This is a genomic window from Acinetobacter sp. 70_2, assembly GCF_056736115.1.
Window position 1 is genome coordinate 541,880 of record NZ_JBWZIP010000015.1, and the last position, 26,960, is coordinate 568,839.

The 26,960-nt window shown below is 39.2% G+C and carries 29 protein-coding genes; 22 read left to right on the forward strand and 7 right to left on the reverse strand.

From position 1 onward, the window contains the following. The first annotated feature begins 101 nt into the window (after positions 1-101). Genes AC1PJ9_RS11560 through AC1PJ9_RS11575 form a run of 4 tightly spaced genes read left to right on the forward strand, consistent with a single transcriptional unit; the run spans position 102 to position 3,888 of the window. A complete protein-coding gene (locus tag AC1PJ9_RS11560) occupies positions 102-710 on the forward strand; it encodes a paraquat-inducible protein A (RefSeq protein WP_263614088.1) in 609 nt (202 codons plus the stop codon). Next, a complete protein-coding gene (locus AC1PJ9_RS11565) occupies positions 707-1,516 on the forward strand; it encodes a paraquat-inducible protein A (RefSeq protein ID WP_263614087.1) in 810 nt (269 codons plus the stop codon). Before AC1PJ9_RS11560 ends, AC1PJ9_RS11565 begins: the two co-directional genes overlap by 4 nt. Positions 1,517-1,523: 7 nt before the next feature. Beyond that, a complete protein-coding gene (locus AC1PJ9_RS11570) occupies positions 1,524-3,191 on the forward strand; it encodes a PqiB family protein (protein ID WP_263614086.1) in 1,668 nt (555 codons plus the stop codon). Further along, on the forward strand, positions 3,181-3,888 hold the full coding sequence (locus tag AC1PJ9_RS11575) for a PqiC family protein (protein ID WP_263614085.1): 708 nt from the start codon (positions 3,181-3,183) through the stop codon (positions 3,886-3,888). The genes AC1PJ9_RS11570 and AC1PJ9_RS11575 overlap by 11 nt, the downstream gene beginning before the upstream one ends. Positions 3,889-3,947: 59 nt before the next feature. Here the strand turns inward: AC1PJ9_RS11575 and uraH are convergent, their stop codons facing one another. Both uraH and AC1PJ9_RS11585 read right to left on the reverse strand, forming a co-directional pair. Then, positions 3,948-4,349, reverse strand: a complete 402-nt coding sequence (gene uraH / locus AC1PJ9_RS11580; protein WP_263614084.1) for a hydroxyisourate hydrolase — start codon at positions 4,347-4,349, stop codon at positions 3,948-3,950. 11 nt (positions 4,350-4,360) lie between these two features. Then, on the reverse strand, positions 4,361-4,849 hold the full coding sequence (locus AC1PJ9_RS11585) for a GlcG/HbpS family heme-binding protein (RefSeq protein WP_004708000.1): 489 nt from the start codon (positions 4,847-4,849) through the stop codon (positions 4,361-4,363). 104 nt (positions 4,850-4,953) lie between these two features. Between AC1PJ9_RS11585 and AC1PJ9_RS11590 the strand changes: the two genes are divergently transcribed. The 10 genes from AC1PJ9_RS11590 to AC1PJ9_RS11635 all read left to right on the forward strand — a co-directional run bounded on the left by AC1PJ9_RS11590 (position 4,954) and on the right by AC1PJ9_RS11635 (position 15,274). Then, positions 4,954-5,625 carry a heavy metal response regulator transcription factor gene (locus AC1PJ9_RS11590; RefSeq protein ID WP_263614082.1) on the forward strand — a complete coding sequence of 224 codons (672 nt, stop codon included), beginning with the start codon at positions 4,954-4,956 and terminating at the stop codon, positions 5,623-5,625. Further along, positions 5,622-7,025, forward strand: a complete 1,404-nt coding sequence (locus tag AC1PJ9_RS11595) for a heavy metal sensor histidine kinase (protein ID WP_311087334.1) — start codon at positions 5,622-5,624, stop codon at positions 7,023-7,025. The genes AC1PJ9_RS11590 and AC1PJ9_RS11595 overlap by 4 nt, the downstream gene beginning before the upstream one ends. 96 nt (positions 7,026-7,121) lie before the next feature. Next, a complete protein-coding gene (locus AC1PJ9_RS11600; protein WP_311088048.1) occupies positions 7,122-7,685 on the forward strand; it encodes a lipocalin family protein in 564 nt (187 codons plus the stop codon). Between the two features lie 120 nt (positions 7,686-7,805). Then, positions 7,806-8,777 carry an acyl-CoA desaturase gene (locus AC1PJ9_RS11605; protein ID WP_311087335.1) on the forward strand — a complete coding sequence of 324 codons (972 nt, stop codon included), beginning with the start codon at positions 7,806-7,808 and terminating at the stop codon, positions 8,775-8,777. Then, positions 8,774-10,036: an NAD(P)/FAD-dependent oxidoreductase gene (locus AC1PJ9_RS11610; protein WP_311087336.1), complete on the forward strand. Its 1,263-nt coding sequence runs from the start codon at positions 8,774-8,776 to the stop codon at positions 10,034-10,036. The genes AC1PJ9_RS11605 and AC1PJ9_RS11610 overlap by 4 nt, the downstream gene beginning before the upstream one ends. 25 nt (positions 10,037-10,061) lie before the next feature. Beyond that, complete coding sequence (locus tag AC1PJ9_RS11615; protein WP_019458383.1) at positions 10,062-10,853, forward strand: DUF1365 domain-containing protein; 792 nt, start codon at positions 10,062-10,064, stop codon at positions 10,851-10,853. Further along, positions 10,850-12,049, forward strand: coding sequence for a cyclopropane-fatty-acyl-phospholipid synthase family protein (locus tag AC1PJ9_RS11620; protein ID WP_311087337.1), 1,200 nt, complete (start codon positions 10,850-10,852; stop codon positions 12,047-12,049). The genes AC1PJ9_RS11615 and AC1PJ9_RS11620 overlap by 4 nt, the downstream gene beginning before the upstream one ends. Before the next feature lie 29 nt (positions 12,050-12,078). After that, positions 12,079-12,858 (forward strand): DUF1295 domain-containing protein, encoded by a 780-nt coding sequence (locus AC1PJ9_RS11625; protein ID WP_019458381.1) that lies wholly within the window; start codon positions 12,079-12,081, stop codon positions 12,856-12,858. Between the two features lie 8 nt (positions 12,859-12,866). Further along, positions 12,867-13,916 carry an SAM-dependent methyltransferase gene (locus tag AC1PJ9_RS11630; RefSeq protein WP_311087338.1) on the forward strand — a complete coding sequence of 350 codons (1,050 nt, stop codon included), beginning with the start codon at positions 12,867-12,869 and terminating at the stop codon, positions 13,914-13,916. 29 nt (positions 13,917-13,945) lie between these two features. Continuing rightward, entirely contained in the window at positions 13,946-15,274 is a 1,329-nt protein-coding gene (locus AC1PJ9_RS11635) for a HAMP domain-containing sensor histidine kinase (RefSeq protein ID WP_311087339.1), read from the forward strand. Here the strand turns inward: AC1PJ9_RS11635 and AC1PJ9_RS11640 are convergent. The 4 genes from AC1PJ9_RS11640 to yddG form a co-directional block, all read right to left on the reverse strand. After that, complete coding sequence (locus AC1PJ9_RS11640; RefSeq protein WP_311087340.1) at positions 15,271-15,963, reverse strand: response regulator transcription factor; 693 nt, start codon at positions 15,961-15,963, stop codon at positions 15,271-15,273. The genes AC1PJ9_RS11635 and AC1PJ9_RS11640 overlap by 4 nt on opposite strands. Positions 15,964-15,980: 17 nt before the next feature. Next, on the reverse strand, positions 15,981-16,475 hold the full coding sequence (locus tag AC1PJ9_RS11645; RefSeq protein WP_311087341.1) for a chalcone isomerase family protein: 495 nt from the start codon (positions 16,473-16,475) through the stop codon (positions 15,981-15,983). Next, entirely contained in the window at positions 16,442-17,014 is a 573-nt protein-coding gene (locus tag AC1PJ9_RS11650) for a nuclear transport factor 2 family protein (RefSeq protein ID WP_068933184.1), read from the reverse strand. The genes AC1PJ9_RS11645 and AC1PJ9_RS11650 overlap by 34 nt, the downstream gene beginning before the upstream one ends. A 291-nt stretch (positions 17,015-17,305) precedes the next feature. Then, positions 17,306-18,217, reverse strand: coding sequence for an aromatic amino acid DMT transporter YddG (gene yddG, locus AC1PJ9_RS11655; protein WP_311087342.1), 912 nt, complete (start codon positions 18,215-18,217; stop codon positions 17,306-17,308). A 338-nt stretch (positions 18,218-18,555) separates the two neighbouring features. Between yddG and AC1PJ9_RS11660 the strand changes: the two genes are divergently transcribed. The 7 genes from AC1PJ9_RS11660 (at position 18,556) to AC1PJ9_RS11690 (ending at position 24,960) form a co-directional block, all read left to right on the forward strand. Then, positions 18,556-19,542, forward strand: a complete 987-nt coding sequence (locus AC1PJ9_RS11660) for a quinone oxidoreductase family protein (RefSeq protein WP_126645863.1) — start codon at positions 18,556-18,558, stop codon at positions 19,540-19,542. 11 nt (positions 19,543-19,553) lie between these two features. Continuing rightward, positions 19,554-20,402, forward strand: a complete 849-nt coding sequence (locus AC1PJ9_RS11665; RefSeq protein ID WP_311087343.1) for a TauD/TfdA dioxygenase family protein — start codon at positions 19,554-19,556, stop codon at positions 20,400-20,402. Between the two features lie 59 nt (positions 20,403-20,461). Beyond that, positions 20,462-21,514: a beta-keto acid cleavage family enzyme gene (locus AC1PJ9_RS11670; protein WP_004791385.1), complete on the forward strand. Its 1,053-nt coding sequence runs from the start codon at positions 20,462-20,464 to the stop codon at positions 21,512-21,514. Positions 21,515-21,631: 117 nt separating this feature from the next. Continuing rightward, positions 21,632-22,981, forward strand: coding sequence for an MFS transporter (locus AC1PJ9_RS11675; RefSeq protein ID WP_311087344.1), 1,350 nt, complete (start codon positions 21,632-21,634; stop codon positions 22,979-22,981). Then, a complete protein-coding gene (locus AC1PJ9_RS11680; RefSeq protein ID WP_311087345.1) occupies positions 22,978-23,634 on the forward strand; it encodes a DsbA family oxidoreductase in 657 nt (218 codons plus the stop codon). Before AC1PJ9_RS11675 ends, AC1PJ9_RS11680 begins: the two co-directional genes overlap by 4 nt. Positions 23,635-23,648: 14 nt before the next feature. After that, positions 23,649-23,957: a Rieske (2Fe-2S) protein gene (locus AC1PJ9_RS11685; RefSeq protein ID WP_311088049.1), complete on the forward strand. Its 309-nt coding sequence runs from the start codon at positions 23,649-23,651 to the stop codon at positions 23,955-23,957. Continuing rightward, positions 23,950-24,960 carry a YeiH family protein gene (locus AC1PJ9_RS11690; protein ID WP_311087346.1) on the forward strand — a complete coding sequence of 337 codons (1,011 nt, stop codon included), beginning with the start codon at positions 23,950-23,952 and terminating at the stop codon, positions 24,958-24,960. Before AC1PJ9_RS11685 ends, AC1PJ9_RS11690 begins: the two co-directional genes overlap by 8 nt. Before the next feature lie 92 nt (positions 24,961-25,052). Here AC1PJ9_RS11690 and AC1PJ9_RS11695 read toward each other — a convergent pair whose 3' ends face one another. Further along, positions 25,053-26,063, reverse strand: a complete 1,011-nt coding sequence (locus tag AC1PJ9_RS11695; protein WP_311087347.1) for an AraC family transcriptional regulator — start codon at positions 26,061-26,063, stop codon at positions 25,053-25,055. A 290-nt stretch (positions 26,064-26,353) separates the two neighbouring features. Between AC1PJ9_RS11695 and AC1PJ9_RS11700 the strand changes: the two genes are divergently transcribed. Further along, a complete protein-coding gene (locus AC1PJ9_RS11700) occupies positions 26,354-26,959 on the forward strand; it encodes an RBBP9/YdeN family alpha/beta hydrolase (RefSeq protein WP_311087348.1) in 606 nt (201 codons plus the stop codon). The last annotated feature ends 1 nt before the right edge of the window (position 26,960 follow it).

The window sequence follows — 26,960 nt, forward strand, 5'->3', positions numbered from 1 at the left end:
TTGTCTGATATAGCTTTTAGATTGATTTATATTTTAATTTATCTTAGTAATAAAAAGAGCGATATGTGACACAGTAAAACGATAAACCTTAGAGTATAACTATGAAGCTTAAAGAATTAGCAGGTTGTGAGGAGTGCGATACCGTCTATCGTAGAGTCCCGCTTGCTTACGGAAAAAGAGCTTATTGTGTCTGCTGTGGTGCGGAGCTTTATCGGCATACCAAACCATTTACTACGTTGTTAGCCCTCATTTTAACGGCCTTAATTGTATTTGTTATTGCCAATAGCTTTCCGATTGTAAAAATTGAACTACAAGGCAACATATCCGAAACCACTTTATTGGGCGCCGTATGGGTCATGTTTCATTATGATCGGGCTTTTGTGGGTGTTCTGATTTTAATTACTACGTTTATTGTACCGCTTTCATATTTGTTATTACTGGGCTATGTCCTCGGTACGGTCAGTATATTTAAAAGACGACCAAAGTTTTTAGTTGGCGCCCTCCGAACACTGTACTTTATGAGAGTGTGGGGAATGGTTGAGGTATTCCTGATCGGAATTTTGGTCACCCTGGTAAAGTTAATGGGGATGGTGCTCGTTATTCCGGAAATTGCCTTGTGGGCATTTGCGGTCTTAAGTCTATTGATGGTTTATATTACATCCATAAAGGTCAGTGACATATGGAATGAGATTGATAGGTCACCATTATGAAAACGATAAAAAACGTGACTGCACCGAAAAATGAAAACACGGGTATGGTTCTAAAGCAGTATCCAAGAGCCAAAGATCTTTCGCTTATATTGTGTCACTGCTGTGGTTTATTAAACTCATCAAAACTAGATAAAACAGCCACTGGTAAAAAACATCAAGTTTTACGCTGTGTTCGATGCTATAGCGTATTGCATGAGCGTAAGCCGGGAAGTTTAAACCGTACCTTTGCGCTGGTGGTAGCTGCAACTATTTTGTATGTACCGGCAAACGTGTTGCCCATGACGATAACCGACTCACTTTTAGGTAGCCAAAAAGATACCATCATGAGTGGGGTGATTTACTTTTGGCAAAATGGAGACTATTTAGTGTCGGTGGTCATTTTTATGGCCAGTATTTTTATTCCGATGCTTAAGCTATTTATTTTGTATTTCCTGTTATTGGTTGTATATATACAGTCATCGGCCGCATGGAAATTTACCCCAGAGCAATGTATTAAACTGTACCGTATCGTTGAGTTTGTCGGGCGTTGGTCCATGATTGACGTGTTTGTGGTGGCTTTATTAACCGCGCTTATTCAGATTCAATCGCTTGCGACTATTTTAGCAGGGCCGGGTTCTATTGCTTTCGGCGCAGTTGTGGTTTTAACCATGTTTGCATCTTTAAGTTTTGACCCGCGTATTATTTGGGATAATTTTTATGCCTCTCAAAATACCAACAAGCCCAACCATTTTTCTTCGGAAAAAACCACAGTTATTCAAGACGAACATTCGCCGTTGAATAATGATTCCATTAATCCCAGTCAATAAAAGAACAATGAGTATGTCTGAAAACAAAACAACCGGCGGTACCTCAGATCATCATGAGACAGATGTTGAACTGGAAAACATGAATGATTTACCCGAACCTCAAGAAAAGAAAAATCGGTGGAAACCTTTACTCATCTGGCTTATTCCACTAGTTGCGCTTTTAATTGCACTTTCCTTGGCGGTGAAGGCGCTACTTTCTAATGGGCCAACCATTGAGGTGTCTTTTCGCACAGCCGAAGGCTTAGTTGCAGGTAAAACAACTGTGCGCTATAAGCAGGTGGATATTGGTGTGGTACGGCAAATTGATTTGGCCGATGACCGCTCACATATTATTGCGCGAATTGATTTACGTAAAAATGCCAGCAACTTTGCCGCGCAAGATTCACGTTTTTGGGTAGTACGACCACGAATTGGGACGGGTGGAGTTTCAGGCATAGACACTTTATTGTCAGGTTCATATATTGAAGTAGATGGCGGGAAGTCACCTGAGAAAAAACTTGAATTTACGGGTTTAGAAATACCGCCAGTGATTACTTCCGACGTACCGGGTAAAGAGTTTTTCTTAACAGCCGATGACTTGGGATCTTTGGATATCGGTTCACCGATTTATTACCGCCGAATTAACGTTGGACAAATTACTGCTTATAAGCTAGCTGACGACGGTAAAAGTGTGCAGCTTCAGACTTTTATTCGTGCACCGTATGATAAGTTTGTGACTACAGATGCACGCTTTTGGCAAGCAAGTGGTATTGATGTGACTTTGAATGCTTCAGGCTTTAATTTAGATACTCAATCGCTTGCGAGCATTGTTGCTGGCGGTATTGCTTTTGGTTTCCCTGAAAATTCAAATGCGACTACCGCTGCCAATAAGAGCAGCTTTACGCTTTGGGATTCAAAATCTGAAGCTCTCAAAGAACCAGACGGGCAGCCTCGTGGTGTGATTATGTATTTTGATCATTCATTACGTGGGTTAGCAGCGGGTGCACCAATCGACTTCATGGGCATTGAAATTGGTAATATTAAATCAATTAATGCAGAGTTTTATAACAACTATAAGCAGATTCGTATGCGTGTTGAGGCGGTTATTTATCCGTCACGCGTTGAAAATGGCTTAGCACTCAATCCAAACAGTGAAATTTTCAAAGATTTTGTTGAGCATGGATGGCGTGCACAAATGAGAACGGGCAACCTCTTAACGGGTCAAAACTATATTGCTTTAGATAAGTTCCCTAAAGCGAAACCGGCAAGTTTACAAGTCTTGAAAGATGGCCGTGTAGTTATTCCAACTACGCCAACAGAGTTAAGTGGTTTACAGGCACAGGTTTCTCAAATTGCTGACAAGTTAACCAAATTCCCACTAGTTGAAATTGGGCAAGATGTGCGTAAAACGCTTAACAATATGAATACTGCCATTGAATCTACCGACAAGCTGGTTAAACAGTTAGACGGTAAAGTCGCACCTGGTTTACAAGCAACCTTAGATGATGTTCGTAAAACTGTAAGATCATCCGAGTCTATTTTGTCGAGTGATGCGCCGTTGCAACAGGACGTCCGTAAGGCACTGCAACAAATGACCCGTGCGGCTGCTTCTTTACAACTCATGTCAGATTATATTGAGCAACATCCTGAATCTATTATTCGTGGTAAGAGACCAGAGGCCAACGATGAAAAATAAAAAGAACCAATTATTTCAGCACTCTAAAGCAGCCAAATGGTTGCTTGGGAGTGGGGTACTTTTAACGGCAGTTGCCATGACAGCCTGTTCTAGTTCGCCAACGCCAAACTACTATACGATTAGCCCTAAAATTACTCCAGCAGTGAGCTCGAGTATTCGAGTCATTGAAGTTTTACCGGTTGGACTACCAGATCGTTTAGACCGTGCGCCTTTGGTGCTCCAAGACAGCAATGGTAAGTCGACTGTACTTGATAATGAGCGTTGGACATCAACCATGAGTACGCAATTACGCGATACCTTATCGGCGGGTTTGCAACAGAAGTTAGGGGCAATTGACAGTTATAGCAGTGGGCTTGCTGGAAACAATCAGCCTTTATATCGAGTTTCTACAGACTTTTCTCATTTTGATATTGTTGATAAAAGCTATATTAATATTGCGGTGTCTTGGGTGGTGAAGCGTCAAATACCGCCGACTCAATTAGAGTCAAATAATGCAAAAGTCATTACCAATGCTGGATCTCAACTGAATTGTCGAATTGCTTTTAAGCAGCCGATTGATCAGAAAGCTAAGAAAATGGATGCGATTGTGAATGCTTCAAGTGAGGCCATGACTCAAATTATTAACACAGTGTCTGCTTCAATTGTGGCGTTAGATTCGAATAAAAAATCAGTTATTAGCAATGGTGTTTGTTCGTAAACGAATCGCTTTTAACCAACCCCTTTATTTGTGTACAACAGATAAAGGGGTTTTCTATTTTAGTTGCCTCGATAGGTTGAGTAACCGTAAGGGCTAAGTAATAAAGGAATATGGTAGTGATTTACGCTTCCATCCACTTTAAAAATGACAGGTACTTCGGCAAAAAAAGTTTGCTGTTTGTTCTTTTTAAACCATTCTTCAGTTTTAAACGTCACTTTATAAATGCCTTGTTCTAGTTTTTTATTTTCTGGATAGAGTGCTGTAATACGACCATTTGAATCGGTCACTTGCTGGTTGAGTTTAACCCACTGGTTATTGGTATTTTTCTCTAAAACGACTTCAACTTGAGAAGAGGGTAAACCCGTTTCTAGATTTAACACGTGCACACTTAGCGGATTAGTTTGTGCAAATGTAGCCGAAGCAATAAATAACGAAGATAAAGCAATGAATGATTTAGTCATGATGAAGCTCCTTATGAGTTAAAAACGGTTTCAATGGCTTTGCTTGCGCATTGATTGTCATTTTGTGCGCCGCCAGCACCCGCAACTCCAATCGCGCCGATCACTTGGTTCTCAAAACGAACAGGTACGCCACCACCTAACAAAAGTAAATTCGCTACGGTGGTTAAATTTTTTGCATCGGGGTTTTGGTTACTGTTTTGGCTTAAAACTAAGGTCGATGTTTTGGTCGATAACGCGGTATAGGCTTTTTTCTCGGCAGCCATTAAATTATGCGGGCCTACCAACTCATGCCGCTCGGCAGTTAAAGTATTACCGCCACGATCTACAACAACGACCGCAATATTTTGATTTAGTTGTTTACATGCCTGTTTAGCACTGTCGGCTAGCAGATGGGCAGTTTTAAGATCTAACGAATAAACTTGATTCAAAGCAGGGGGCTGTGCAAAAGTACTATTTGCAAATAGCACTGTTGTGAGTAGCAGCCAGTTTATTTTGTTCATAATGATTGCCTCTATGTCGCTTTGAAAATCTTAAACAAATTGCCTAATTTCAAGCATGACAATCACATTACAAAGTTGTCATCTTTCAAATGAGTCTCTACAAAATGCGTATCCTTATTATTGAAGACGAGATCAAGATCGCCACTTATTTGGTCAAAGGGTTAAAAGAATCTGGATATCAAGCGGAGTGTGTTCACTTAGGGCTGCAAGGTTTGGAAATGCTAAAGAGAGATCAATATGACTTGCTTATTCTTGATGTGATGTTGCCGGACATAGACGGCTGGAGTGTATTACAAGTACTACGTCAGTTTTCAAAAATTCCGGTGATTTTCTTAACAGCAAAAGATCATGTCATGGATAGAGTGAAAGGGTTAGAGTTAGGTGCAGATGACTACTTGGCTAAACCTTTTTCCTATATTGAACTGTTGGCACGTATTAAAAGTCTGTTAAGACGACAGCAATATCTGCAAGAAAACGAGCTAGCTATTAGTGATTTAAAAATGGATGTGGTCAACCATAAAGTATGGCGTAATGGAAACTTAATTGAGCTGAGCAAAACCGAATTTAATTTGTTGCGTTATTTGTTACTTAACAAAGAGCAAATTGTGACGCGTAGACAAATTGGTTCCGAAGTTTGGAATATTAACTTTGACACCGATACCAACTTTATTGATGTTGCAGTACGCCGTTTACGAAGCAAAATTGATGAAGGATATGAACCAAAACTTATCCATACCATACGTGGCTTGGGCTATAAAATATCGGTTAGCTTATGAACTTTAAATTTCTACGTTCGCTTGAAGTCCGTATTACATTACTGGTCACGCTTTGTTCTGCCTTAATTTTATGTTCCGTCGGCTTTATGACCTATTTAGGCATTAACCAGATTTTATTAAAGCAGCAAGATAAGGCTTTAGCAGACAGAATTAACCGTTTGGAAATTTTGCTGCAAGATAGCGAAAATGTAGAGCAAATCATTGCGCGGCCTAAGCTGTATCAAAACATGCTTGGTAACCAAGACAACTTGTTTCTGCTTATTCATAAAGGCAAAACTTTAATTAATATCAATCCGCTCCATATTCAGCTACCACAGCTTGCACAGCGTAATAACCTTCAGTTTCAAGATTTAGCTAACAATCCATATCCAACACGAATTGCGTGGAAAACCATAACCATTAATCAAGAGCCTTATCTACTGATTGCAGGTAAACAATGGTCGGAACGCATCAATATTCTTTTACCTTTTCAAGAAAGTCTCTTGATGTATGTGTTTGGGGGCGTGTTTGCAATCTTTGTGCTTTGCATTTTAGTGTGTCATTTAGGTTTACGGCCACTACAACAGCTTCGTAAGCAAACTCATTCTATTAACGTAAATCAGCTCCAGAAAAGATTAAACCTCCCAAATTCACCTTTAGAAGTTGAGCTGCTTTCTAAAGATATAAACCATATGCTTGAGCGTATCGAAAAGGGCTATACGCAGCTCAACCGTTTTTCTGAAGATATCGCTCATGAGTTCCGCACGCCTTTAAATAATCTGATTGGGCAAACCGAGATTGCTTTAACTGGCGAACGTTCGGTTGAACAATATGAAGATTTGCTAGTGTCCCATTTAGACGACTACCACAGATTAAAACGCATGATTGATAGCATGCTTTTCTTGGCAAGAGCCGATCAGAAAATGGTGCTTGTTAACAAACAAGAAATAAATATACAAGACGTTTTAGAAGGGTTATGCCAGATTTTTGAATATCAAGCTGAAGAACAAGACTGTTACTTTAGTTTTAATTTAGAAGCTCAAAAGTTATTTGCAGATCCAGAGCTATTTCAAAGAGCCGTTTATAACCTTGTGTTAAATGCGCTGGTTCATGGTGGTAAAGGGCGGACTATTTATATCGCAACTAAAAATCAAATGATTGAGCATAGGCAATGGGTGAGCTTGACTGTGGTAACGGGAGGTATTTCAATTGCTGAACATCAACTTGAGCATCTTTTTGAAAGATTCTACCAATGCCACTCAAGCCGAACTGATGAGAGTCAGACTGGTGGTTTAGGTTTATCAATTGTGGCTTCTATTATGGATTTACATGAGGGCCTTTACCGCGTTTATAACACAGTTGAAGGCGTGTGTTTTGAGCTTGATTTTCCAGTTTTAAATACATCAAAGACTCTAAATTAACGATTTAAAAGCACTTCTTAATTTTTAAAATTCACACTTTGTTCACAACCCTCTGGCGTATGTTTAAACATATGAAATAAATAGAAGAGGGTAATGATGAAATTATTATTTAAATCACTGGTGATGAGCAGTGGTCTGGCCGTAGTTAGTCTAGCAGCCTCTTTGAGTACTTATGCAGGTCTAACGACTAACCCAGTGGCTGTTGATTCTATCGATATTAATCAATACGCAGGTAAGTGGTATGAAATTGCACATTTGCCTATGTTTTTTCAGCGTAATTGTATAGCCAATACAACAGCAACCTATTCGATTAACGCAGATAAAACCGTGGGCGTTTTAAATAGTTGTACGACTAAAAAAGGCGAAGTGATTTCATCTGAAGGTGTAGCTTATCCGCAAAATGAAGGTAACAGTAAATTAGAAGTAAGCTTTTTGCCTTCTGGCCTCCGATGGATTCCTTTTACCAAAGGTGACTATTGGGTGTTAAGAGTTGATCCAGATTATCAAGTCGCTTTAGTGGGCGGACCAAGTACAGACTATTTATGGATTCTTTCTCGTAGTCCTCAAATTGATCAGGCGACATATAACTCCTATTTGCAAACAGCAAAATATTATGGCTATGATGTGTCCAAACTCATTAAAACAAAACAAACGAACTAATGAAGTTGCTGATTATGTTGGTTTTTAGATTTAGCTCATAATCTTGTAATCTTCACATAAAATTCATTGCGCATTTTCTAAATTAATAAATAAAGAAATGCTTTAGATCAGGAAGAATCAATGTCTAAATTTTTTCTACGCTGGATCGATAGCTGGTCAGATTCAGAAAATGCGCAGCTTACTAGTTCGGGTGACTATATCATTGAAAAGAAAATTCAATGGTTAAGAATTATTCCTTTTATTTTATTACATATCGCTTGTTTGGCTGCGTTTTGGGTCGGCGTGTCTTGGTTCGCTGTGATCTTTATGCTCGGTTTTTATTTTATACGTATGTTTGCGATTACCGCTTTTTTTCACCGTTATCTTTCGCATAAAACTTTTCAAACCTCACGTATTGTTCAATTTATATTTGTACTCATTGGAACCATGAGCGCGCAGCGCGGACCATTATGGTGGGCAGCGCATCACCGTTATCACCATCATTTTACCGACACCGATCAGGACCCACATTCAGCCAAAGCAGGCTTTTGGTATTCACATGTTGGTTGGTTTTTAAATGAGCAAAATTTTGCCACTCGAAAAAAAGTCATTAAAGACTGGTTGAAGTATCCAGAACTAATTTTGCTTGATCGATTTTGTCTGCCTATTGTGATTCTGACGGCTTTGGCAATTTATGGTTTAGGTTCATGGTTAGCTCAACATCATCCGGAACTAGGGACAAATGGCTTACAACTTTTAGTGTGGGGATTTGTGATTTCTACTGTTCTTCTAATTCATGCAACTTTATGTATTAACTCGTTTGCTCATCGCTATGGTTCACGTGAGTTTAATACCCCAGATGATAGCCGTAATAACTTTCTACTTTCTCTAATTACGCTAGGTGAAGGCTGGCACAATAACCATCACTTTTACGCGGGCAGTGTGCGTCAAGGTTTTTATTGGTGGCAGATTGATATCACCTTTTATATTCTCAAAGTCATGTCTTTATTTGGTTTGGTATGGGGGTTAAAACCCGTACCGAATAAAGTTTACCAATATAAAAAAATTAAAGATCTACCAATAGAAAAAATTGAAAATGGGGAAGTGTTATGAAGATTGCCATTATTGGTTCAGGTATATCGGGGCTTTATGCCGCTTGGAAATTGTCAAAACAACATCAGGTTACGGTATATGAAAAAAATAACTATTTTGGTGGTCATACTGACACGCATGAGCTGAATATTGACGGTGCTAAAGTCGCGGTAGATAGTGGTTTTATTGTGTTTAATGATTATAACTACCCGTTATTTACCGATATGCTAAAAAAATTAGGTGTAGAAACTCAAAGCAGCGATATGAGTTTTTCGGTAAATAATCTCGTGAGTGGGCTTCAATATAACCCTTCAAAAAAATGGTCGCTGTTTGCCCGTCCGCAGAACTTTTTAAACCGAAAATTTCTGCAAATGTTGTCAGATTTGCTGCGTTTTTATGATGATAATAAAGATATAGATGTGGCAGATATTGAGCCTACTTTAACCATAGAAGAATATTTAGACCAACACAAATATAGTCATGAGTTCCGTTATGAGCATCTTTATCCGATGTGCGGTGCCTTATGGTCGGCTCCGGTTGAGCAAGTAGGTCAAATTCCATATCGATTTGTGGTGAGCTTTTTTCAGCATCATCGCATGTTACAGCTAAAAGAACGTCCGCAATGGCAAACAGTCAAACACGGTTCGGCAAGTTATATTCGTGCAATTCAAAAGAACTGTCCATCTCTTGAATGGAAGTTTGCTGAAGTAAAAGCTGTGAGCCGTTCACAAGAAAAGGTGTTGATTGAAACCGTTGAAGGACAATCACAATATGACTGGGTCATTTTTGCAAGCCACGCTGACGATAGCCTAAGTTTATTAAAAGATGCGTCATCTCTGGAACAAGAAATATTAAGCCAATTTGGTTATCAAGATAATCGAATGGTGGTTCACCGTGATCTTTCAATTATGCCTAAAAGCCGTTTGCAGTGGGCAAGTTGGCATGTACATGTAACGCCAACATCACAAGTTCAAAATGATACGTCCGCTATACATTACGGGTTTACATATTGGATGAATAATTTGCAGAACTTATCCTGCAAAACTCAAATTTTCTCTACCTTAAATCCAAATATGAAAATTAAACCCGAGGATATTTTGGTGGAACGTCAGTATCGTCATCCGGTATTTGATGCAAAAGCAATTCAAGCCCAATCACGCTGGCAAGAGATTAATGGACAAAATCATACTTCATTTTGTGGAGCGTATTGGGGATGGGGCTTTCATGAAGATGGGGCTCGTAGTGCATCTCGTGTTGTAGAGCAAATCTTAGCGTTATAAATATTAAAAGCAGGAGGCTTCTCAAATGTTATTAAATAAACTTGCTATAGCTCCTGCACTTATTCGTCATAGACGTTATAGCCCTAAAGAGCACCAATTCACTTCGACTTTAAATTATTTGTGGTTCGATCCAGATCAATTAAATGAAATTTCAAAAGACTGCTCACTTTGGTCTACCGATCATTGGAATGTACTAAAACTATCTGAAAATGATTTTTTAAATATGTATCGTGGTTCTATAAGGGATAGAGTAGAGAAAGCAATACTTCAAAATAACAACTCACATTTCCGACCAGACTGGCAAATCAGAGTATTGGCTTTACCTCGATGTTTAGGTTTTCGTTTTAACTCGGTCGTATTTTATTTTGTTCTAACTAAAACTGGAAAACCTGTATTTATTGTTAGTGAAATTACCAACACCCCTTGGAATGAACGAAAAGTTTATGTTCATGATTGTACAAACCAATACAGTCACATAAAGGATTATGAAAGTTTTGATTTTAAATTTGAAAAATCATTTCATGTTTCGCCGTTTATGCCTATGCAGTTGACTTACCGTTGGCGGTTTAGCTTTTCAGATCAACAAAATGTCATTCATATGCAGCTGTTTGAAGAACAAAATCAAGTCTTTGACGCCACTATGCGCTTTGAACTTATACCCATCACATTTCCTTCACAACAATATCGATATGCTGTTAATAACAGCTTGGCGCCTTTTAAAATGCTGTTTTCAATATATTTAGAGGCATTTAAGTTGTGGCGAAAAAAAGTGCCATTTTATCGTCACCCTAAAAAGATCAAGGTAGATAAGACATGATAAAAACATTTCTATATGGTGAAGATGACTCACTACCATTACTACTCAAAAGCCTTCTCAAATTACGTCATGGGCAGATTACTTTTCAGGGTGCATGGAATGGTACGGTGGGTGAAGTATCAGACTTGCATGCTGTGGTTGAAGTACATAATCCTTTATTGATGGAACTCATTTTAAAAAATGGCGTTTTAGGTGCAGCAGAAGGTTATATCCGTGGAGATTGGAGCAGCCAGCAACTTGTCGAGTTGATTCAGATCTTGGCGCGTAATCGAGATGTATTAGACCAGCTTAATCAAAATATGTTTGCCCAAGCGAGCCAGTTTTTTCTTAAAGCTTGGTATAAAAATAGAAAGAATTCTATAAGTGGTAGCCGTAAAAATATTGCCGAGCACTACGACTTAAGCAATGATTTTTTTAAATTATTTTTAGATCCATCTTTAATGTATTCGAGCGCCATTTTTGAAAATGAAAATATGACACTCGAAGAAGCATCAGATTTAAAAAAAGAAATTATCTGTAAAAAGTTGGATTTAAAACCATTAGATCACTTGGTGGAAATCGGAAGTGGTTGGGGTGGTTTTGCAATTTATGCAGCTCAGCATTATGGCTGCCGAGTCACTACCATTACCATTTCGCAAGCCCAATACGATGAAGCGATTACCCGCGTAAATGAAGCAGGTTTAGCACATCGTATTGATGTGCAATTAAAAGACTACCGTTTGCTCGAAGGTAAGTTCGATAAGCTGGTTTCAATTGAAATGGTTGAAGCAGTTGGTGCACAGTATCTATCGACATATTTTGATCAATGTAGAGCACTTTTAAAACCTAAAGGTTTGGCTCTTATTCAAGCCATCACCATTGAAGATTTTCGCTATAAAAAAGCACTCAATACTGTTGACTACATTAAACGTTATATTTTTCCCGGTAGTTTCATTCCGAGTGTGAGTGTATTAACTCAAACCGCGTCTGAGAGTGGTTTAAGGCTAAAGTATTTAAATGACATTGGTCTAAGTTATGCGCAAACACTTTATCATTGGCGAGAGCGTTTTTTAGCGGCAAGGGAAGAGGTATTGGCTCTAGGTTTCGATGAAAACTTCATTCGCATGTGGGATTTCTATTTATGTTATTGCGAGGGCGGTTTTAAAGAAGGCGTGATAAGCAATGTTCACTTGTTGTTTGAAAGTACCAGTTACTAGTTCAAACACCTTTAGCAAGGAGACAGCTCATGTTATGGAATTTGCTCATTCTGGACTTACTTATCATGTTGATAAGCTGGTTACTTGCAACTCTAAATGGTCGTGCTGGAATAGTAGATGCTGCTTGGAGTTTCTGTCTGGCAATTAATATTATTGTGTCTTCTTTACTCATTTCAGTTGCTCCAGTTGAAGTAAGGCTATTTATCGGCGTGTTTAGCGGTCTATGGTTTTTAAGACTATTTTGGCACCTGTTAAGACGTTATCAGTCTGAACAAAAAGAAGATGGTCGATATGCAAATATGCGTCAGGCCATGGGTAAGTTCCAGCATTTTGGCTTTTTATTATTCTTTATATTTCAAACATTCTTAGTATTTCTGTTCTTTTTACCGATGTGGACATTGCTTAACGTAGAAGCAGGCCTATGGAGTAGTGAATATAAAATCGCTTTAGTGATTGCAGCTGTAGTTATGGCGATTGCTTTCATAGGTGAGCAGCTTGCCGATCAGCAGTTATACAGATTTAAGTTAAATCCGGAAAACCATGGCAAAACCATGGATCAAGGATTATGGCGTTATTCACGACACCCAAATTACTTTTTTGAATGGTTACATTGGTTTGCCTATCCCATTATTGGTTTAGCTGCAGACGAATATTTATTGTGGATTTATCCTGTGTTGATGTGGCTATTTTTATACTATGTTACGGGTATTCCATTTAGTGAAAAACAAGCAATCAAAAGCCGCGGTCAAAATTATCTTGATTATCAACAAAGAACTTCAATGTTTATTCCGCGAAGACCAAAAAAATAGGTGCTCATATGGATTTTATTGTTCATCAGTCTCTAAAAATTGTTGAAAGTGGTGTGATTCCAGATCATGCAATTAGAGCTGCGATTCGTGCTTTAAGTAAAAAGCGCTTAATTCAAGAAGGCCGTTATGACCCTGAGCAAGGGGCGCAGCGCTATATGGACGTTCTTAATTTACTCAAAAAGAGTGAAATTGCTGTAGAAACAGATAAAGCAAATGAACAGCACTATGAGTTACCGACCGAGTTTTTTCAGACAGTACTTGGAAAAAGGCTTAAATACAGTGCATGTTACTTTCCAACCAAAACAACAACTTTAGATCAGGCAGAAGAGTTGGCACTTCAGCTTTACTGTGAAAGAGCACAACTTAAAAATGGTCAACACATTTTAGAGTTAGGTTGCGGTTGGGGTTCTTTAACCTTATGGATGGCGGAAAATTATCCACGCTCACAAATTACGGCTGTTTCAAACTCCGCGACTCAGAAAAAACATATTCTCGGGCAAGCAAAGTTGAGAGGGCTTACCAATGTTGAAGTACTCACTTGTGATGTAAATGTACTCGAATTAGACAAGTGCCAATTTGATCGTGTTGTATCGGTCGAAATGTTTGAACATGTGCGGAACTATCAACGTCTATTTGAAAAAATTCAGGGATGGTTAAAGCCAGATGGGTTACTCTGGTGTCATATTTTTTGTCATCGCTTTTTGCATTATCCTTTTGAAGTAAAATCAGACTATGATTGGATGTCCAAGTATTTCTTTACTGGCGGTTTAATGCCTTCAACTTCCACTTTTCTACATTTTCAAGAGCATTTAGAACTGGCTCAACACTGGCAGTGGTCAGGTGAACATTATATGAGAACAGCGAATGCTTGGCTTGATAATATGGACAATCAAGAGGAAGAACTTAAACCGTTATTTAAAAAAATCTATGGAAAAGATGCCAATATTTGGTGGCAACGCTGGCGTATTTTTTTCATGGCTTGTGCTGAACTTTTTGGGTTTGAGCAAGGACAAGAATGGGTCATTGGTCACTTTCTATTTAAAAAGAGACCTTTGTAATTTCTACAGCCTATCCCGGCGATAACGATATGATAAGAACTCGACGCGATGGCAAATCTAGCCATCCATTAGCCAAAATGTTCAATCGATATTATTGGTTGCAGATTGCTCTAATCGCATTATCGATTGTGGTCGGGTTGGCTTGTAGTGCTTGGGTAATTAAGGGTTCTTTGCTTAAAACCGCTTTAGAACAGGAAATGGAACATTACTGGTTACGTATAGATCGTAACCCGAATGCAGATTTGCCAGATACTAAAAACTTATATGGATATCGGTGGAATACCCAGATAGCACCTCAACCTTTTAAAGATATGCATTTAGAGAGTGGGGTACATCGAATCTTTATTGATGGTAAAGAACGTATGACCGTATACGGTGAGCGTAATGGACAGCATGTACTTTTGGTATTTGGTGAGAGTAACGTCAACAAGCTGATTTGGTTATTTGGACTTGCTCCACTGATGTTCAGTTTATCTGTTTTATACAGTTTTTTGTGGTGGTCAAACCGAAGAGCAAGACGCTATTTTTCCCCAATTACCCGTTTGGCAAATGCATTAGAAAATATTGATTGGGCACATCAAGACACACAAGCTTCACCTTTTAAAGATATAAATACCAATGGCAATATGGAAGCAGAGTATCTGAAACAAGCCTTGGAAAAATATCATCAGGTCTTAAGTGAGTTTATTCGACGCGAGCGAGAGTTCACTGGAGATGTAAGTCACGAACTTCGTACTCCACTTACGATTTTAAAGGGTAATGTTCAGCTTTGTCAGGCTAGATACGGTGATGATAAAGCCTTAGTTCGACTTCATAATACGATTGAAGATATGCAATTATTAGTCGACACTTTACTCGCAATTGCACGTAATACAGTAAAAAGCCTACCATCGGAAAAAAATTTCCTATCACAAATTGTGCGAGACTTAGTCGAAAGCTTGCAAGTCATGAGTGAGAGTAAGGGTATACATATTCATATTCACACAGACTTAGCAGAACAACCGCGCTGGTTATATCCTTCTATGACCAAAATGGTTCTAGGTAATATTTTGCGCAATGCCCTCAATTACTCTCAAGGCTCACAAATTGATATTATTCAGCAAAAAAACAGTTTGATTATTGCTGATAATGGGATCGGAATTTCTTTACCTAATGATGTGAAGGTGCAAGAGCTTAGCGATTCACAGCTTTCTTTAAAAGTTAAAGGTCATGGCATTGGGTTGCAACTGGTACAGAAGCTTTGCAAACAATTAGGTTGGCGAGTGGAATTGTTTGATCGGCAATATTACTTAGCGACCCATCCTGATCTGGACTTAGAAATGACTACGGGTTTAATAGTTGTAGTCTATTTAAGTTAATCAGTATCATCCAAAGCAATCTTTAAACCGACACCTGCTACTGTGTGTAATAGTTTAGGGTCAAATGGTTTATCTACCATTTTTCTTAAATTATAAATATGACTGCGTAAAGCATCACTTTCCGGTTCTTCGTCTCCCCACAGCTCCATCATAAGCTCTTGCTTGGTAACCACTTTCGGAGACTGGCGCATCAAAATTTTTAATAGTTTAAATTGAATAGGTGGTAATTCAATATTGTTTCCAGCGCGAACTACAGTTTGTGTTGCGCTATCAAGAATTAAATCATGAATCTGAATTTTATGATTCGCGACTTCACCCGCAGCTCTCTTAATTAAGGCACGAATACGCATCACTAATTCATTAAAATCAAATGGCTTAACTAAATAATCATCTGTGCCAGCAGTAAATCCTTTAAGTTTGTCGTCTAACGTATCTCTGGCTGTCAGCATCAGCACTGGAATATCAACCCCTTGTTCAGTACGTAACCAATTACAGAGGTCATAACCAGAACCATCGGGTAAATTTATATCAAGAAGTAAAAGATGATAGTGCTGTGATTTTAGAAAAGAACGGGCTGCATCTAAATTACGTGCATGATCGATGACATAACCATGCACTTCAAGAAATTCGCAGACTGTTGCCGCCAGTTCAAAATGGTCCTCAACCATGAGGATAAAGTGATTACCCATAAGATTTTATTAAGCCATTAATTTAATAGTTGTTGTTTTAATTTAGCATTAAATGGTTCGCTACCAAACCAGATTTTAAAATATTGATTTGCATTTGGATTATTTATAGAACCCAATAGTTTTTGATTTAATTTTAACTCCAGTTTTTGATTTTCATGTTGGTAATAAAGACTATATAAATCTCCGCTCTTAATTGGTCTATAAAGCTCATTAATATGATTAAGTGGAGATTTTGCATCAAATCCACTAATATTTTTCTTCAAATAGTGTGCTGCCGCCCGCTTAAATGCCCATTCGGGAATATCTCGGTTATAGCTAAAATCCATTTTTATGCTTTGGTTTTGCCAGCTTTTTAAGCAATCCTCAGCAAAGTAACTGACATTTCCTACTTTTTGATTCGTTACCGTTAAAGGTGCTGAACTACATTTCTTTAGTTCAGCCGCATTTGCGTGAGATGCAATTAAAATACCCAGAAGTATTAAGATTCGGTTTTTTTGAACGGTAATATCCATTTATAAACTCCTCCAAATACAGGTAAAGAACGATAAAGACCGTTTGCTGGGTCCCAGAAATCTTGTTGGAAAATGATTTTCTGTTGATCATTAATTTTGATTTGGCTAATTCCGTAGGAAGCCATAGTTTTTGAGCGTCCTAGCATTTTAAAGTCATAGGTCATATACCAATGGATATAAGCGCTATCTTGATGATGTGTTGCACTAATGAGTTTGACTGTGACGTTACTGACGCGTGTGTTCATACCCTCAAAGTGTTTAATCAAATCTTTTTTCTGAGAGAACTGTGAGAGTGTATCGTTGATATAGAGCTGATCTGCATAAAGATTACTTGCATTACTTACAAAGGATGGTGTGCCCAAAGTATTAAATGCAGCAACAAAGTGATTACCAATCTCTAGTGCTTGTTCATCATTTAATGTAACACCAGTAATTTGTTGTTCGGCTTTACCATAATCACCTGAATAACTAGGCACACTTTTGCATGCTGTTAGACCTACTAAGGTAATCAGCCCTAGGGCTGTAGTTATAATTTTCATGAATGAATCCTAGCCAACTTTATAAGATCAAATTAAAGAGGCTGTCGTGAAATTTGCGTGAATTCTTGAGTTTTTAGTTTTCACTTTAGAGGGAGAACCATTGATTATTGTTCGCTTGATTGAAGGTATTTTGAGGTTCTAATATTTTTTAATATTAAAAATAACTAGGCTAAGAAAAGATAAACAGCAATGTGTTTCTATTCATGCAAAAGAAGCTGTAAATTTTGCTTTAGAGCAAAAACTAAAATTAACTCTGTTGCAGATAAGTCTATATCAGTATGACCTAAGCTTTTAATCCTTTTTAAAATAAGAACGGATAACTGTCCAATTTGTTGACAGCCAGCAGATGAGTGAACCGGCTGTAACCATAGCTGTTCCTTGCCAAAAGCTGATTGATAACTCGGTTTGTAAAACCAACATGGCAAGCAGAGAAGAGATGATGGGCGTAAAGTAAGAAGCTACTACTAACATGGTGGTATTGCCATGAATAATGCCAATATTCCATGCCGCATAACCTAGTCCAATTGCAGTGGATGCAAAGACTAGAGATAAAGTCGTATTTAAATCGAGTGATGGCAAAACAGCTTGGCCACTAAACAATAGCTTTAACCATAATGTTAGAGCGACGCCAATAAAGAAAATAGAAATAGGGTTTTGTCCTTTACCTATTTTCTTAGTCAACACGCAGTAAAAAGCCCAAATAATGGCACCTATAAATGCCAAAATATAACTTAGAGGATTGCTATAAAAGTTATCGATAACTCGACTTAGACTAAAATCTCCATTTCCGGTCTGTATAAAAATAATGCCAAAAATTGAAATGATTAAGCCTAAAATAATAAATACATTAAATTTTAGCTCTTTAAAAATGACAAAAGCTAAAACCGTCAAGCTTGGCCAAAGGTAGTTCACAATGCTTACTTCAATCGCTTGTTGAGCGGTTTTTGAATAGGCAAGTGCAAATGAAAAACATAGCTCATAAGCGATAAATAAAATTGCACCTAAAATTAAATATTTTTTAGAAATTAACTTAAAATTTGGCACTCTAAAAATAATCAGGAGTAGCAACGCACTTAGGGAGTAAATCAGTGTAATGCCAATATCTGGGCCGATGACGGTCGTGATATGTTTTACAAAACCCACCATAGAGGCCCACATCAGGATGGCACTTAAACCAATCAATGTTGCTAAATTTTTTGACATAAGAAATAAATGAACTTAGTTGAACACCTGAGCTACAGTGAAAGTTAAAATAATTAAAGTAGGTCAGGGTAAAGGAATTTTTAATTAAAAAATAGTACATTTAAAAAGCTAACTTAAAAAAACAAATCGTAAATATTTAGAATTATTTTAATTTTTCATAGGTATGAACTTAATCCTTATTTCGTCAGATAAATATAAAACCAACTTTAGTAAAGTTCGGCTGTCATTAAACGTTAAGCTTGTGTCGTGAAATGTAAAGTGGCCCATATCCTAACTGTTGTAATTTTGGTTATTGCTTTTATAGGCACTCAATAAAAAACCAAAATATGGAATAGGACATGACGTTGACGAAAGCTATACGTTTCTATGGAACAGGAACGCCAGAAGTAATGCGCTATGAGGATGTAGAAGTAGGAGATCCCAAAGCAGGGGAAGTACGCCTACGTCATGTGGCAGTCGGTTTAAATTATGCCGATACATATTTTCGTAATGGAACCTATCAAATTCCAATGCCTAATGGCATGGGCGTTGAAGCATCTGGTGTTATCGAAGCTTTAGGTGAAGGAGTCACACAGCTTAAAGTAGGTGACCGAGTTACTTATACAGGTTTTTTAAATACGTTAGGTGCATATAGTACCCACCGTCTAATTCCAGCAAATGCTTTAATTAAATTACCCGAAGAAATTTCTTGTGAAACAGCGGCTGCCATGACCATGAGAGGGTTGACCGCTGCTTATCTGATGCGTCGCATTTATGACTTTAAAGCAGGCGATTCAATTCTATTACATGCTGCTGCTGGTGGTGTTGGGCTGATTGTTTCTCAATGGGCTAAATTACTTGGCTTGACTGTTATCGGTACCACATCTTCAGAAGAAAAGGCTGCCGTAGCACGAGCTCATGGTTGTGATCATGTCATTAACTACAGCCATGAAAATGTTGCCGAACGTGTACGTGAGTTAACAGGTGGAGTGGGTGTAAATGTCGTTTTCGATAGTGTCGGTCAAGCCACTTTTATGAGTTCATTAGACTCTCTCAAACGCCGTGGTTTACTGGTCTGCGTAGGAACTGCATCGGGTCCAATCCCTGCTTTTGATCCGGTACTACTTGCCGTGAAAGGCTCCTTGTTTGTCACACGTCCAGCTTTGGCCGATTACATTGCAGATCCTGCCGAGAAGAAAGAACTGGCAAATGAATTATTTGATCATGTTCGACATGGACGAATCAAAATTGAAATTAATCAGCGCTATGAGCTAAAGGATGCCGTGCAAGCTCATCGTGATTTGGAAGCACGTAAAACAATAGGTTCATCAATCTTTGTAATTTGAAGGGATTTCTTATGCAAATTGAACAGTTAACTTGCAATATTGGTGCAGAGCTCAGTGGCGTCAAACTCGCTGATGCGATTTATGATGATGGATTATTTGCTGAAATTCACACACAACTACTTAAACACCGTGTGTTGTTTTTACGAGATCAGCAATTAACCCGTCAGGATCATGTCGCATTTGCGGAAAAATTTGGACAACTCGAAGATCATCCTGCGGTAGGCAGCCATCCTGATCATCCGGGTTTGGTGCAGATTTATAAACATCCTGAAAGTCCCGTCGATCGTTATGAAAATGCTTGGCACAGCGATGCAAGCTGGCGCAAGGTTCCGCCGATGGGATGCGTGTTGCACTGTATTGAATGCCCACCTGTAGGTGGCGATACCATGTGGACCAATATGGTGATGGCCTATGAGTCGTTACCCAACGATATTAAGGATAAGATTGCTGACTTACGTGCTTATCACAGCATAGAAGCGAGTTTTGGTGCGGCTATGCCGCTTGAAAAACGTTTGGACTTAAAAGCAAAGTTTCCTGATGCTGAGCACCCAGTAGTACGTACTCATCCTGAGACGGGCGAGAAAATTTTATACGTCAACGCGTTCACAACCCACTTCAGTAACTATCACACCAAAGAGCGCGTCAGATTTGGACAAGATGCCAATCCGGGCGCAGCTGAACTACTACGTTACTTAATTTCTCAAGCCTATATTCCAGAGTTTCAAGTGCGTTGGCGCTGGAAGCCTAACAGCATTGCTATTTGGGATAACCGTAGCACACAACATTATGCAGTCATGGATTATCCACCTTGCCACCGAAAAATGGAGCGGGCCGGCATTATTGGTGACGCAACCTATTAAATCTATAGGTTAATAATTTTATCTAATTGAAAATTCTAAAAATATATCAGGAGATGCACATGCAATTCTTTGACGACTCATTGCACCCAGAAAATATGGAAAAAGTGGTAATCACGGTTGCGCCGTATGGACCCGAATGGATGCCGGAAGACTTTCCTGAAGATATTCCAGTGACCATGGATGAGCAAATACAAAAAGCGGTTGAGTGCTATGAAGCAGGCGCGACAGTGCTGCATTTACATGTCCGTGAGCTTGATGGCAAAGGCTCTAAACGCTTGTCAAAGTTTAATGAGCTTATCGCAGGGGTTCGCGAGGCTGTGCCTGACATGATTATTCAGGTAGGTGGTTCGATTTCATTTGCACCAGAAAGTGAAGGTGAAGCGGCTCTATGGCTAAGTGACGACACCCGACATATGTTGGCTGAACTTACACCAAAGCCCGATCAAGTTACGGTAGCAATTAACACCACACAAATGAATATTATGGAATTGCTCTATCCTGAATATTTAGAAGGGACTTCATTGGCACATCCAGCGACTCAGGCAGCATATGCAGAGATGACTGTGCCAGCAGGGCCTGCATGGGTTACCGAACATATTAAGCGCTTATGTAAAAACAATATTCAACCGCACTTTCAATTAACTGGTATGCATGGACTTGAGACGCTAGAACGTATGGTGCGTAAAGGCTTATATATGGGGCCGTTAAACTTAACTTGGATTGGAATCGGCGGTGGTTTTGATGGTCCAAACCCATTTAATTTCTTTAATTTTATTCATCGCGTACCTGATGGATGTACTTTGACATCAGAATCGCTACTCAAAAATGTATTGCCTTTTAACACCATGTCGATGGCAATGGGTTTACATGCCCGTGTGGGTAATGAAGACACGATCATTGATCATCACGGACGCCGTTTTTCATCTGTAGAGCAAATTAAACAAACTGTTCGGATTGCCCATGAATTAGGCCGTGAAATTGCCTCAGGAAAAGAAGCCCGTGAAATTTATCGTATTGGGGTGCAATACAACAGTATTGAAGAAACTCTAATCGCAAATGGTATGGCACCCAATCGTAAAGCAGGGCAAAAAGGCGTGCCGCAGCGTAACTAATATGACAAGGTCTAACGGAATTTAGACCTCAAATGTAGTGCAGCTTATTCGCTTTATTTTTAAAAGTGCGTTGCTGCACTAGCTAAATAGAAATTATAAAAAATACAAGGAGGTCGTATGAATGCACATCAGTATTCAGATCAGATGAGCGATGTTGATACGTCAATCAGTATACCTCGTCGTTATGCATGGCTTGTTTTTGCTTTGACATTTGGCTTGCTCATTTCCGATTACATGTCACGGCAAGTATTAAACGCTGTCTTTCCATTGCTCAAAACGGAATGGTTACTCAGTGACAGCCAGCTAGGTTTGCTTAGTGGCATTGTCGCCTTAATGGTAGGTTTATTGACTCTGCCGTTGTCTCTAATGGCAGACCGTTTTGGACGAGTTAAAAGCTTGGCCATTATGGCGGCATTATGGAGTCTGGCGACTCTAGGATGTGCGCTGGCTGAAAATTATGAGCAAATGTTTATTGCTCGTTTTATGGTTGGTGTGGGTGAAGCGGCTTATGGCAGTGTTGGTATTGCAGTGGTTGTAGCTGTTTTTCCAAGGGAAATGCGTGCAACACTTGCTAGTGCTTTTATGGCTGGCGGTGTATTCGGTTCATTTTTGGGTATGGCCCTAGGTGGTGTTCTGGCACAGCACTTTGGCTGGCGTTGGGCTTTTGGCGCCATTGCTTTATTTGGCCTCATTTTAGCTTTTCTATATCCAGTTTTAGTCAAAGAAAAAAGAATAGCTTCTTCACATCAAAATAAGAATCGTAGCAAAACCAAGCACATTCAAAGTCCTTTAAAAACTTTATATTCAAGTCGTTCAGTCATTGCCACTTACATTGGTAGTGGGTTGCAATTGTTTGTTGGCGGCACGGTGATTGTCTGGATGCCGAGTTATCTCAATCGCTATTACGGCATGAGTACCGACACGGCTGGTGTAATGGCAGCGGTCATTGTGCTGTTTAGTGCGGTGGGCACAATTTTATGTGGCATGTTATGTGATTATTTGGGCCGTAATTGTCCTGATCGTAAGGTCAGTTTAGCCATTACATACTGCTTGGTCAGTTGTGTGCTTTTATTAATTGCTTTTGCTGTGCCCGCGGGGCGTACTCAATTATTTCTCATTTGCCTTGGAATGTTTATTGCCTTAGGAACCAATGGCCCATCTAGTGCCATGGTGGCCAATCTCACACATAACTCAGTTCATGGCTCTGCATTCGCAACACTTACTCTGGCTAACAATTTTCTTGGTTTAGCGCTTGGTCCTTTGGTGGTTGGCAAAGTATCTGATGTGATTGGTTTACATAGCGCATTTCAACTCATGCCATTGGTCAGTATTGGAGCCGCAGCCGTATTTTTTTATGCCAAACGCCATTATCACAAAGATATTGCACGCTTTGAGCAGCAAGGAATGACTGAGCTTAAAAATCATTCAGGTAACCAAATACAAAAATGCGGGATGAATAACAAATGATGATTCGGCAATTACATATTGATGTATTTTTTGACTTTATTTGTCCTTGGTGTTTGATCGGAAAACGTCAGTTACTGATCGCTATAAATAGATTTTATCAGCTTCACCCCAGAGTTAAAGTTGTTGTGCATTGGCGAGGTGTTCAACTCATACCTGATTTAGCTGTTGAAGGTGTACCGTTTCAAACGTTTTATTTGAAACGGTTAGGTAGCTTGACAGCAGTTCGTATGAGACAAGAACAAGTCAATAAAGCTGCACATAAAGTTGGGCTTAAGATCGATTTTGATCAAATTAAACGCATGCCAAATACGGCCAAAGCTCATCGCTTATTTGATAAAGCTTTAAAGATAGGCACTCCTGAGCAGTGCAATGCGTTGTTAGAACAACTCTTTGCTGCATATTTTTATAATGGGTTAGACATCGGAAATACCACCACTTTATACAAAATCGCGAAACGTTGTGGCTTCTTACCTGAGCTTATCAAAGATTTACTTATTCAAGATCATCAAGATTTTATCTCTGCAAGTACAGGAGGTAATGGCGTGCCTTATTTTATTTTTAATCGGGCTTCTGCCTTAGTGGGCGCGCAATCAGCAGATGTACTTTATCAAGCGATGCAAGAGGCAATGGTGGCACAAGGAGAGTTGATATGACCAACCGATTTGAAGTGCCTTTTGAGAAAATACCGAATTCAGGTGAGCGGGCTTTTTTAAAAATTGGAGATAAAACTCTCGCATTATTTAACGTTGCGACTCAATTTTATGCAATCGATGACAGTTGTCCTCATCAGGGTGCATCGCTATTTAGTGGATGTCTAGAAGGACGAGTGATTCAGTGCTGTGCCCATGGTCTACGCTTTGATTTAACAAATGGCTGTTTAGTTAATTCTGCTCATCTCAAAGTTGCAACCTATCCCGTAGAAGTGATCGAGGACAAAGTATTTATTGTTATGGGCAGTGGGGAAAATCATGAGTAGTTTAGTTTTGAAAAATTTTTCCCAGCGTACAAGAGAATTAGCACCAGGCTTTGTGGTCAGTTCGGTCGTTGCTGCGGCTGCCTGTTTTTTATCAGAGCATTATGGTGCGCCAGTCATGCTATTTGCACTACTGCTCGGCATGAGCGTGAATTTTTTAGCGGCTGAAAGTAAATGTAAGGTAGGTATCGAGTTCACCGCACGTAGTGTGCTGAGGATGGGCATCGCGTTACTCGGCATGCGTATAACTTTGGGGCAAATTACTGCACTAGGTTGGCAGCCTGTTGCGTTAGTCGTTACTCTGGTTATTGTCACAATCGCCGTTTCTGTCATTGCTGCTAAGATTTTAGGTTTCCAAAAACTATTTGGCATGCTCACTGGTGGATCAACGGCAATCTGTGGTGCTTCAGCCGCACTGGCGCTATCGGCTGCTTTTCCGAATCATCCGCAAAAAGAAAAAGCGACTTTATTTACCGTGATTGGCGTATCGGCACTTTCAACATTTGCAATGATTGTCTACCCGATGATTGCGAAGTGGCTAGAGTTATCGCCACAAGCGGCTGGTGTGTTTCTTGGTGCTACGATTCACGATGTGGCGCAAGTGGTCGGCGCTGGTTATAGCATGTCTACTCAAACGGGGGATACGGCGACTGTAGTTAAACTCATGCGTGTGGCAATGTTGCTTCCAGTAATTGTTTGTGCGGCTATGATTACCCGTATGCAAGGTGCAGATTCAACGGGGGAACGACCGCCATTACTGCCTTGGTTTGCTGTTGGCTTTTTAATACTCGCTTGTATTAACAGTACAGGATGGGTACCAGCGATGGTTCAAAATGGAATCAATGATTTATCACGCTGGTTTTTAGTCATCGCAATAAGTGCTTTAGGGATGAAAACTCAGTTAAAAGAATTAGCATCGGTCGGCATTAAACCAATTCTTTTAATGATCGGCGAAAGCATCTTTTTGGTGGCATTGGTTCTTGGGCTTATGCGCTTGTGGTTTTAATTTTAAAAATTAGATTTTAAAGGAAGTTATGGAGTGGTTCTCCAGCTTCCTTATATTTTAAATGACTTCATTTGGTATCAAACACAAAAGAATTAATTAAGCAGGGCTTTATTGTGATTACGCCACGTATTCGGTGACATACCAAACTGGCTAATGAACCAACGCGTAAAAGAACTCGGCATTGAGTAACCTAAAATATCAGACACTTGAGCAAGTGAATAATTTAGATTTTTTAAATAACGAAATACGAGATCTTTGCGTACTTCATTCATTAAATCACTAAAACTCGTTTGAGCTTCTTCTAATCGACGCTGTAAGGTCCGTACGTGAATACCGTGTGTTTGAGCGACTTGATCAATCGTAGCGCGCCCCATTGGCAAAAGAAGATAAATACTTTTACGAATATCAAAAATCATGGTCGATTCATTGCTATTCTGCAAAATATCTAAATAACGCTGCGCATGGTTGGCCATCGCCAGATTTGCTTGAGGGTTTTTTGTATCAAGTTCGGCCGCCGTACAAACAATGCCATTAAAGTCACTACCGAACTCGAGCGCACAGCCAAAAATCCGCCGATGCAAAGTTAAATCACTAGGCGGGTTATGAGTGAAATGTACACTTAACGGCCGCCATTTTTGCATCATGAGTGCTGCACAAAAACGATGGGTGATTCCTAAAGCAAGTTCCGTCGCTTGGCGACTATACCCGCAAGTTGTGGTTATAACCTCTTCTCGAATAACTACTGTATCGTCAATTTCTTCAATATATATTTCAAGTGAGTTATTGAGTAAATTCCTATAACGAACAATCGTTTGCAGCGCTTCTCTCAAAGTATATTGGTAACTTAATAATAAGCTTAGTTCACCAAAATCCGCGATTTCGCGTTGCTCTGCCATATGTAAACCGAAAACATCGCAATTACTCATTTGGGCTGAGTCTTCAAGCAAAGTAATGGCTTTATCTACAGGAATACGTTGTTTAAGATCATTCAATTGAGTTTGGCTAAGCCCAACACGTGATAATAAATGGTAGGGATTTAGATCTAATTGCTGAGCAACTGCCAAATAATTTTTTAAAGAGGCGGTATGCGCAAGAGGCACCATTTTATTATCTCCTGTTCTTAATCAGCCATATTCCTTACAGCTCATATCTAGTTATAACTAAAATATCCACATTACAAAAGCTTTTATTTAAGCGCCTAATCGTGATGTCAAATCAATTTTAAACCTGTTCTTTTAATTCATTTGTAATTACAAAAACTATTTTAATTAATTTACGAAATTTTAAAAAGATGTGTCGTCAAATGAAAAGTCCGTGACGTCTTATGTACACCATTAACTGAAATGAGCCTTTATTGTGAATGGAGTTTTATAAAAATTCTTATGCATCCTAGATGGCAAAATTCACAGGCGTTGAAATGGAAAAAATACAAACCAAAGCAACAATTTTAATTATTCCGGGGTTACGCGATCATGTTCCCGAGCATTGGCAAACGATCTTAGAAACAAAGCTAGCAAAGGTTCGCTCTGTACCACCTGTAGAAACCAACAAACTCAATTGTGAAAATAGAGTTGCTGCAATACAAGCACAACTAGAACAAATACAAGGGCCTGTTATTTTGGTTGCACACAGCGCAGGTGTGCTGATGACAATACACTGGGCTGCAACATATCAAAGACCAATTCAGGGTGCTTTACTTGTAGCGCCACCTGACTTAAACGAAAGCTGGCCAGAAAATTATCCAAGCCCAACCGTACTTCATCAAGAAGGATGGAGTCCTTTACCAGATCAAGAACTACCTTTTCCCAGCATTTTGGTTGCAAGCACCAATGACCATTTAGCTCGTTATGAAGCTGTAAGTGAAATGGCAGAAAAGTGGGGTAGTCAACTCGTAAATCTGGGGGAAGTGGGACATTTAAACCCTGCATCTGGCTTTGGCTATTGGCCTTTAGCTGAACAATTTATTCAACAGTTAGATCAGGTCGAACAACCTGCCTAGT

Excerpts from the sequence above, each read along its gene's own strand:
- AC1PJ9_RS11560 (WP_263614088.1), top strand. The coding sequence starts at position 102 with ATGAAGCTTAAAGAATTAGCAGGTTGTGAGGAGTGCGATACCGTCTAT.
- AC1PJ9_RS11565 (WP_263614087.1), top strand. The coding sequence starts at position 707 with ATGAAAACGATAAAAAACGTGACTGCACCGAAAAATGAAAACACGGGT.
- AC1PJ9_RS11570 (WP_263614086.1), top strand. The coding sequence starts at position 1,524 with ATGAGTATGTCTGAAAACAAAACAACCGGCGGTACCTCAGATCATCAT.
- AC1PJ9_RS11575 (WP_263614085.1), top strand. The coding sequence starts at position 3,181 with ATGAAAAATAAAAAGAACCAATTATTTCAGCACTCTAAAGCAGCCAAA.
- uraH (WP_263614084.1), bottom strand. The coding sequence starts at position 4,349 with ATGACTAAATCATTCATTGCTTTATCTTCGTTATTTATTGCTTCGGCT.
- AC1PJ9_RS11585 (WP_004708000.1), bottom strand. The coding sequence starts at position 4,849 with ATGAACAAAATAAACTGGCTGCTACTCACAACAGTGCTATTTGCAAAT.
- AC1PJ9_RS11590 (WP_263614082.1), top strand. The coding sequence starts at position 4,954 with ATGCGTATCCTTATTATTGAAGACGAGATCAAGATCGCCACTTATTTG.
- AC1PJ9_RS11595 (WP_311087334.1), top strand. The coding sequence starts at position 5,622 with ATGAACTTTAAATTTCTACGTTCGCTTGAAGTCCGTATTACATTACTG.
- AC1PJ9_RS11600 (WP_311088048.1), top strand. The coding sequence starts at position 7,122 with ATGAAATTATTATTTAAATCACTGGTGATGAGCAGTGGTCTGGCCGTA.
- AC1PJ9_RS11605 (WP_311087335.1), top strand. The coding sequence starts at position 7,806 with ATGTCTAAATTTTTTCTACGCTGGATCGATAGCTGGTCAGATTCAGAA.
- AC1PJ9_RS11610 (WP_311087336.1), top strand. The coding sequence starts at position 8,774 with ATGAAGATTGCCATTATTGGTTCAGGTATATCGGGGCTTTATGCCGCT.
- AC1PJ9_RS11615 (WP_019458383.1), top strand. The coding sequence starts at position 10,062 with ATGTTATTAAATAAACTTGCTATAGCTCCTGCACTTATTCGTCATAGA.
- AC1PJ9_RS11620 (WP_311087337.1), top strand. The coding sequence starts at position 10,850 with ATGATAAAAACATTTCTATATGGTGAAGATGACTCACTACCATTACTA.
- AC1PJ9_RS11625 (WP_019458381.1), top strand. The coding sequence starts at position 12,079 with ATGTTATGGAATTTGCTCATTCTGGACTTACTTATCATGTTGATAAGC.
- AC1PJ9_RS11630 (WP_311087338.1), top strand. The coding sequence starts at position 12,867 with ATGGATTTTATTGTTCATCAGTCTCTAAAAATTGTTGAAAGTGGTGTG.
- AC1PJ9_RS11635 (WP_311087339.1), top strand. The coding sequence starts at position 13,946 with ATGATAAGAACTCGACGCGATGGCAAATCTAGCCATCCATTAGCCAAA.
- AC1PJ9_RS11640 (WP_311087340.1), bottom strand. The coding sequence starts at position 15,963 with ATGGGTAATCACTTTATCCTCATGGTTGAGGACCATTTTGAACTGGCG.
- AC1PJ9_RS11645 (WP_311087341.1), bottom strand. The coding sequence starts at position 16,475 with ATGGATATTACCGTTCAAAAAAACCGAATCTTAATACTTCTGGGTATT.
- AC1PJ9_RS11650 (WP_068933184.1), bottom strand. The coding sequence starts at position 17,014 with ATGAAAATTATAACTACAGCCCTAGGGCTGATTACCTTAGTAGGTCTA.
- yddG (WP_311087342.1), bottom strand. The coding sequence starts at position 18,217 with ATGTCAAAAAATTTAGCAACATTGATTGGTTTAAGTGCCATCCTGATG.
- AC1PJ9_RS11660 (WP_126645863.1), top strand. The coding sequence starts at position 18,556 with ATGACGTTGACGAAAGCTATACGTTTCTATGGAACAGGAACGCCAGAA.
- AC1PJ9_RS11665 (WP_311087343.1), top strand. The coding sequence starts at position 19,554 with ATGCAAATTGAACAGTTAACTTGCAATATTGGTGCAGAGCTCAGTGGC.
- AC1PJ9_RS11670 (WP_004791385.1), top strand. The coding sequence starts at position 20,462 with ATGCAATTCTTTGACGACTCATTGCACCCAGAAAATATGGAAAAAGTG.
- AC1PJ9_RS11675 (WP_311087344.1), top strand. The coding sequence starts at position 21,632 with ATGAATGCACATCAGTATTCAGATCAGATGAGCGATGTTGATACGTCA.
- AC1PJ9_RS11680 (WP_311087345.1), top strand. The coding sequence starts at position 22,978 with ATGATGATTCGGCAATTACATATTGATGTATTTTTTGACTTTATTTGT.
- AC1PJ9_RS11690 (WP_311087346.1), top strand. The coding sequence starts at position 23,950 with ATGAGTAGTTTAGTTTTGAAAAATTTTTCCCAGCGTACAAGAGAATTA.
- AC1PJ9_RS11695 (WP_311087347.1), bottom strand. The coding sequence starts at position 26,063 with ATGGTGCCTCTTGCGCATACCGCCTCTTTAAAAAATTATTTGGCAGTT.
- AC1PJ9_RS11700 (WP_311087348.1), top strand. The coding sequence starts at position 26,354 with ATGGCAAAATTCACAGGCGTTGAAATGGAAAAAATACAAACCAAAGCA.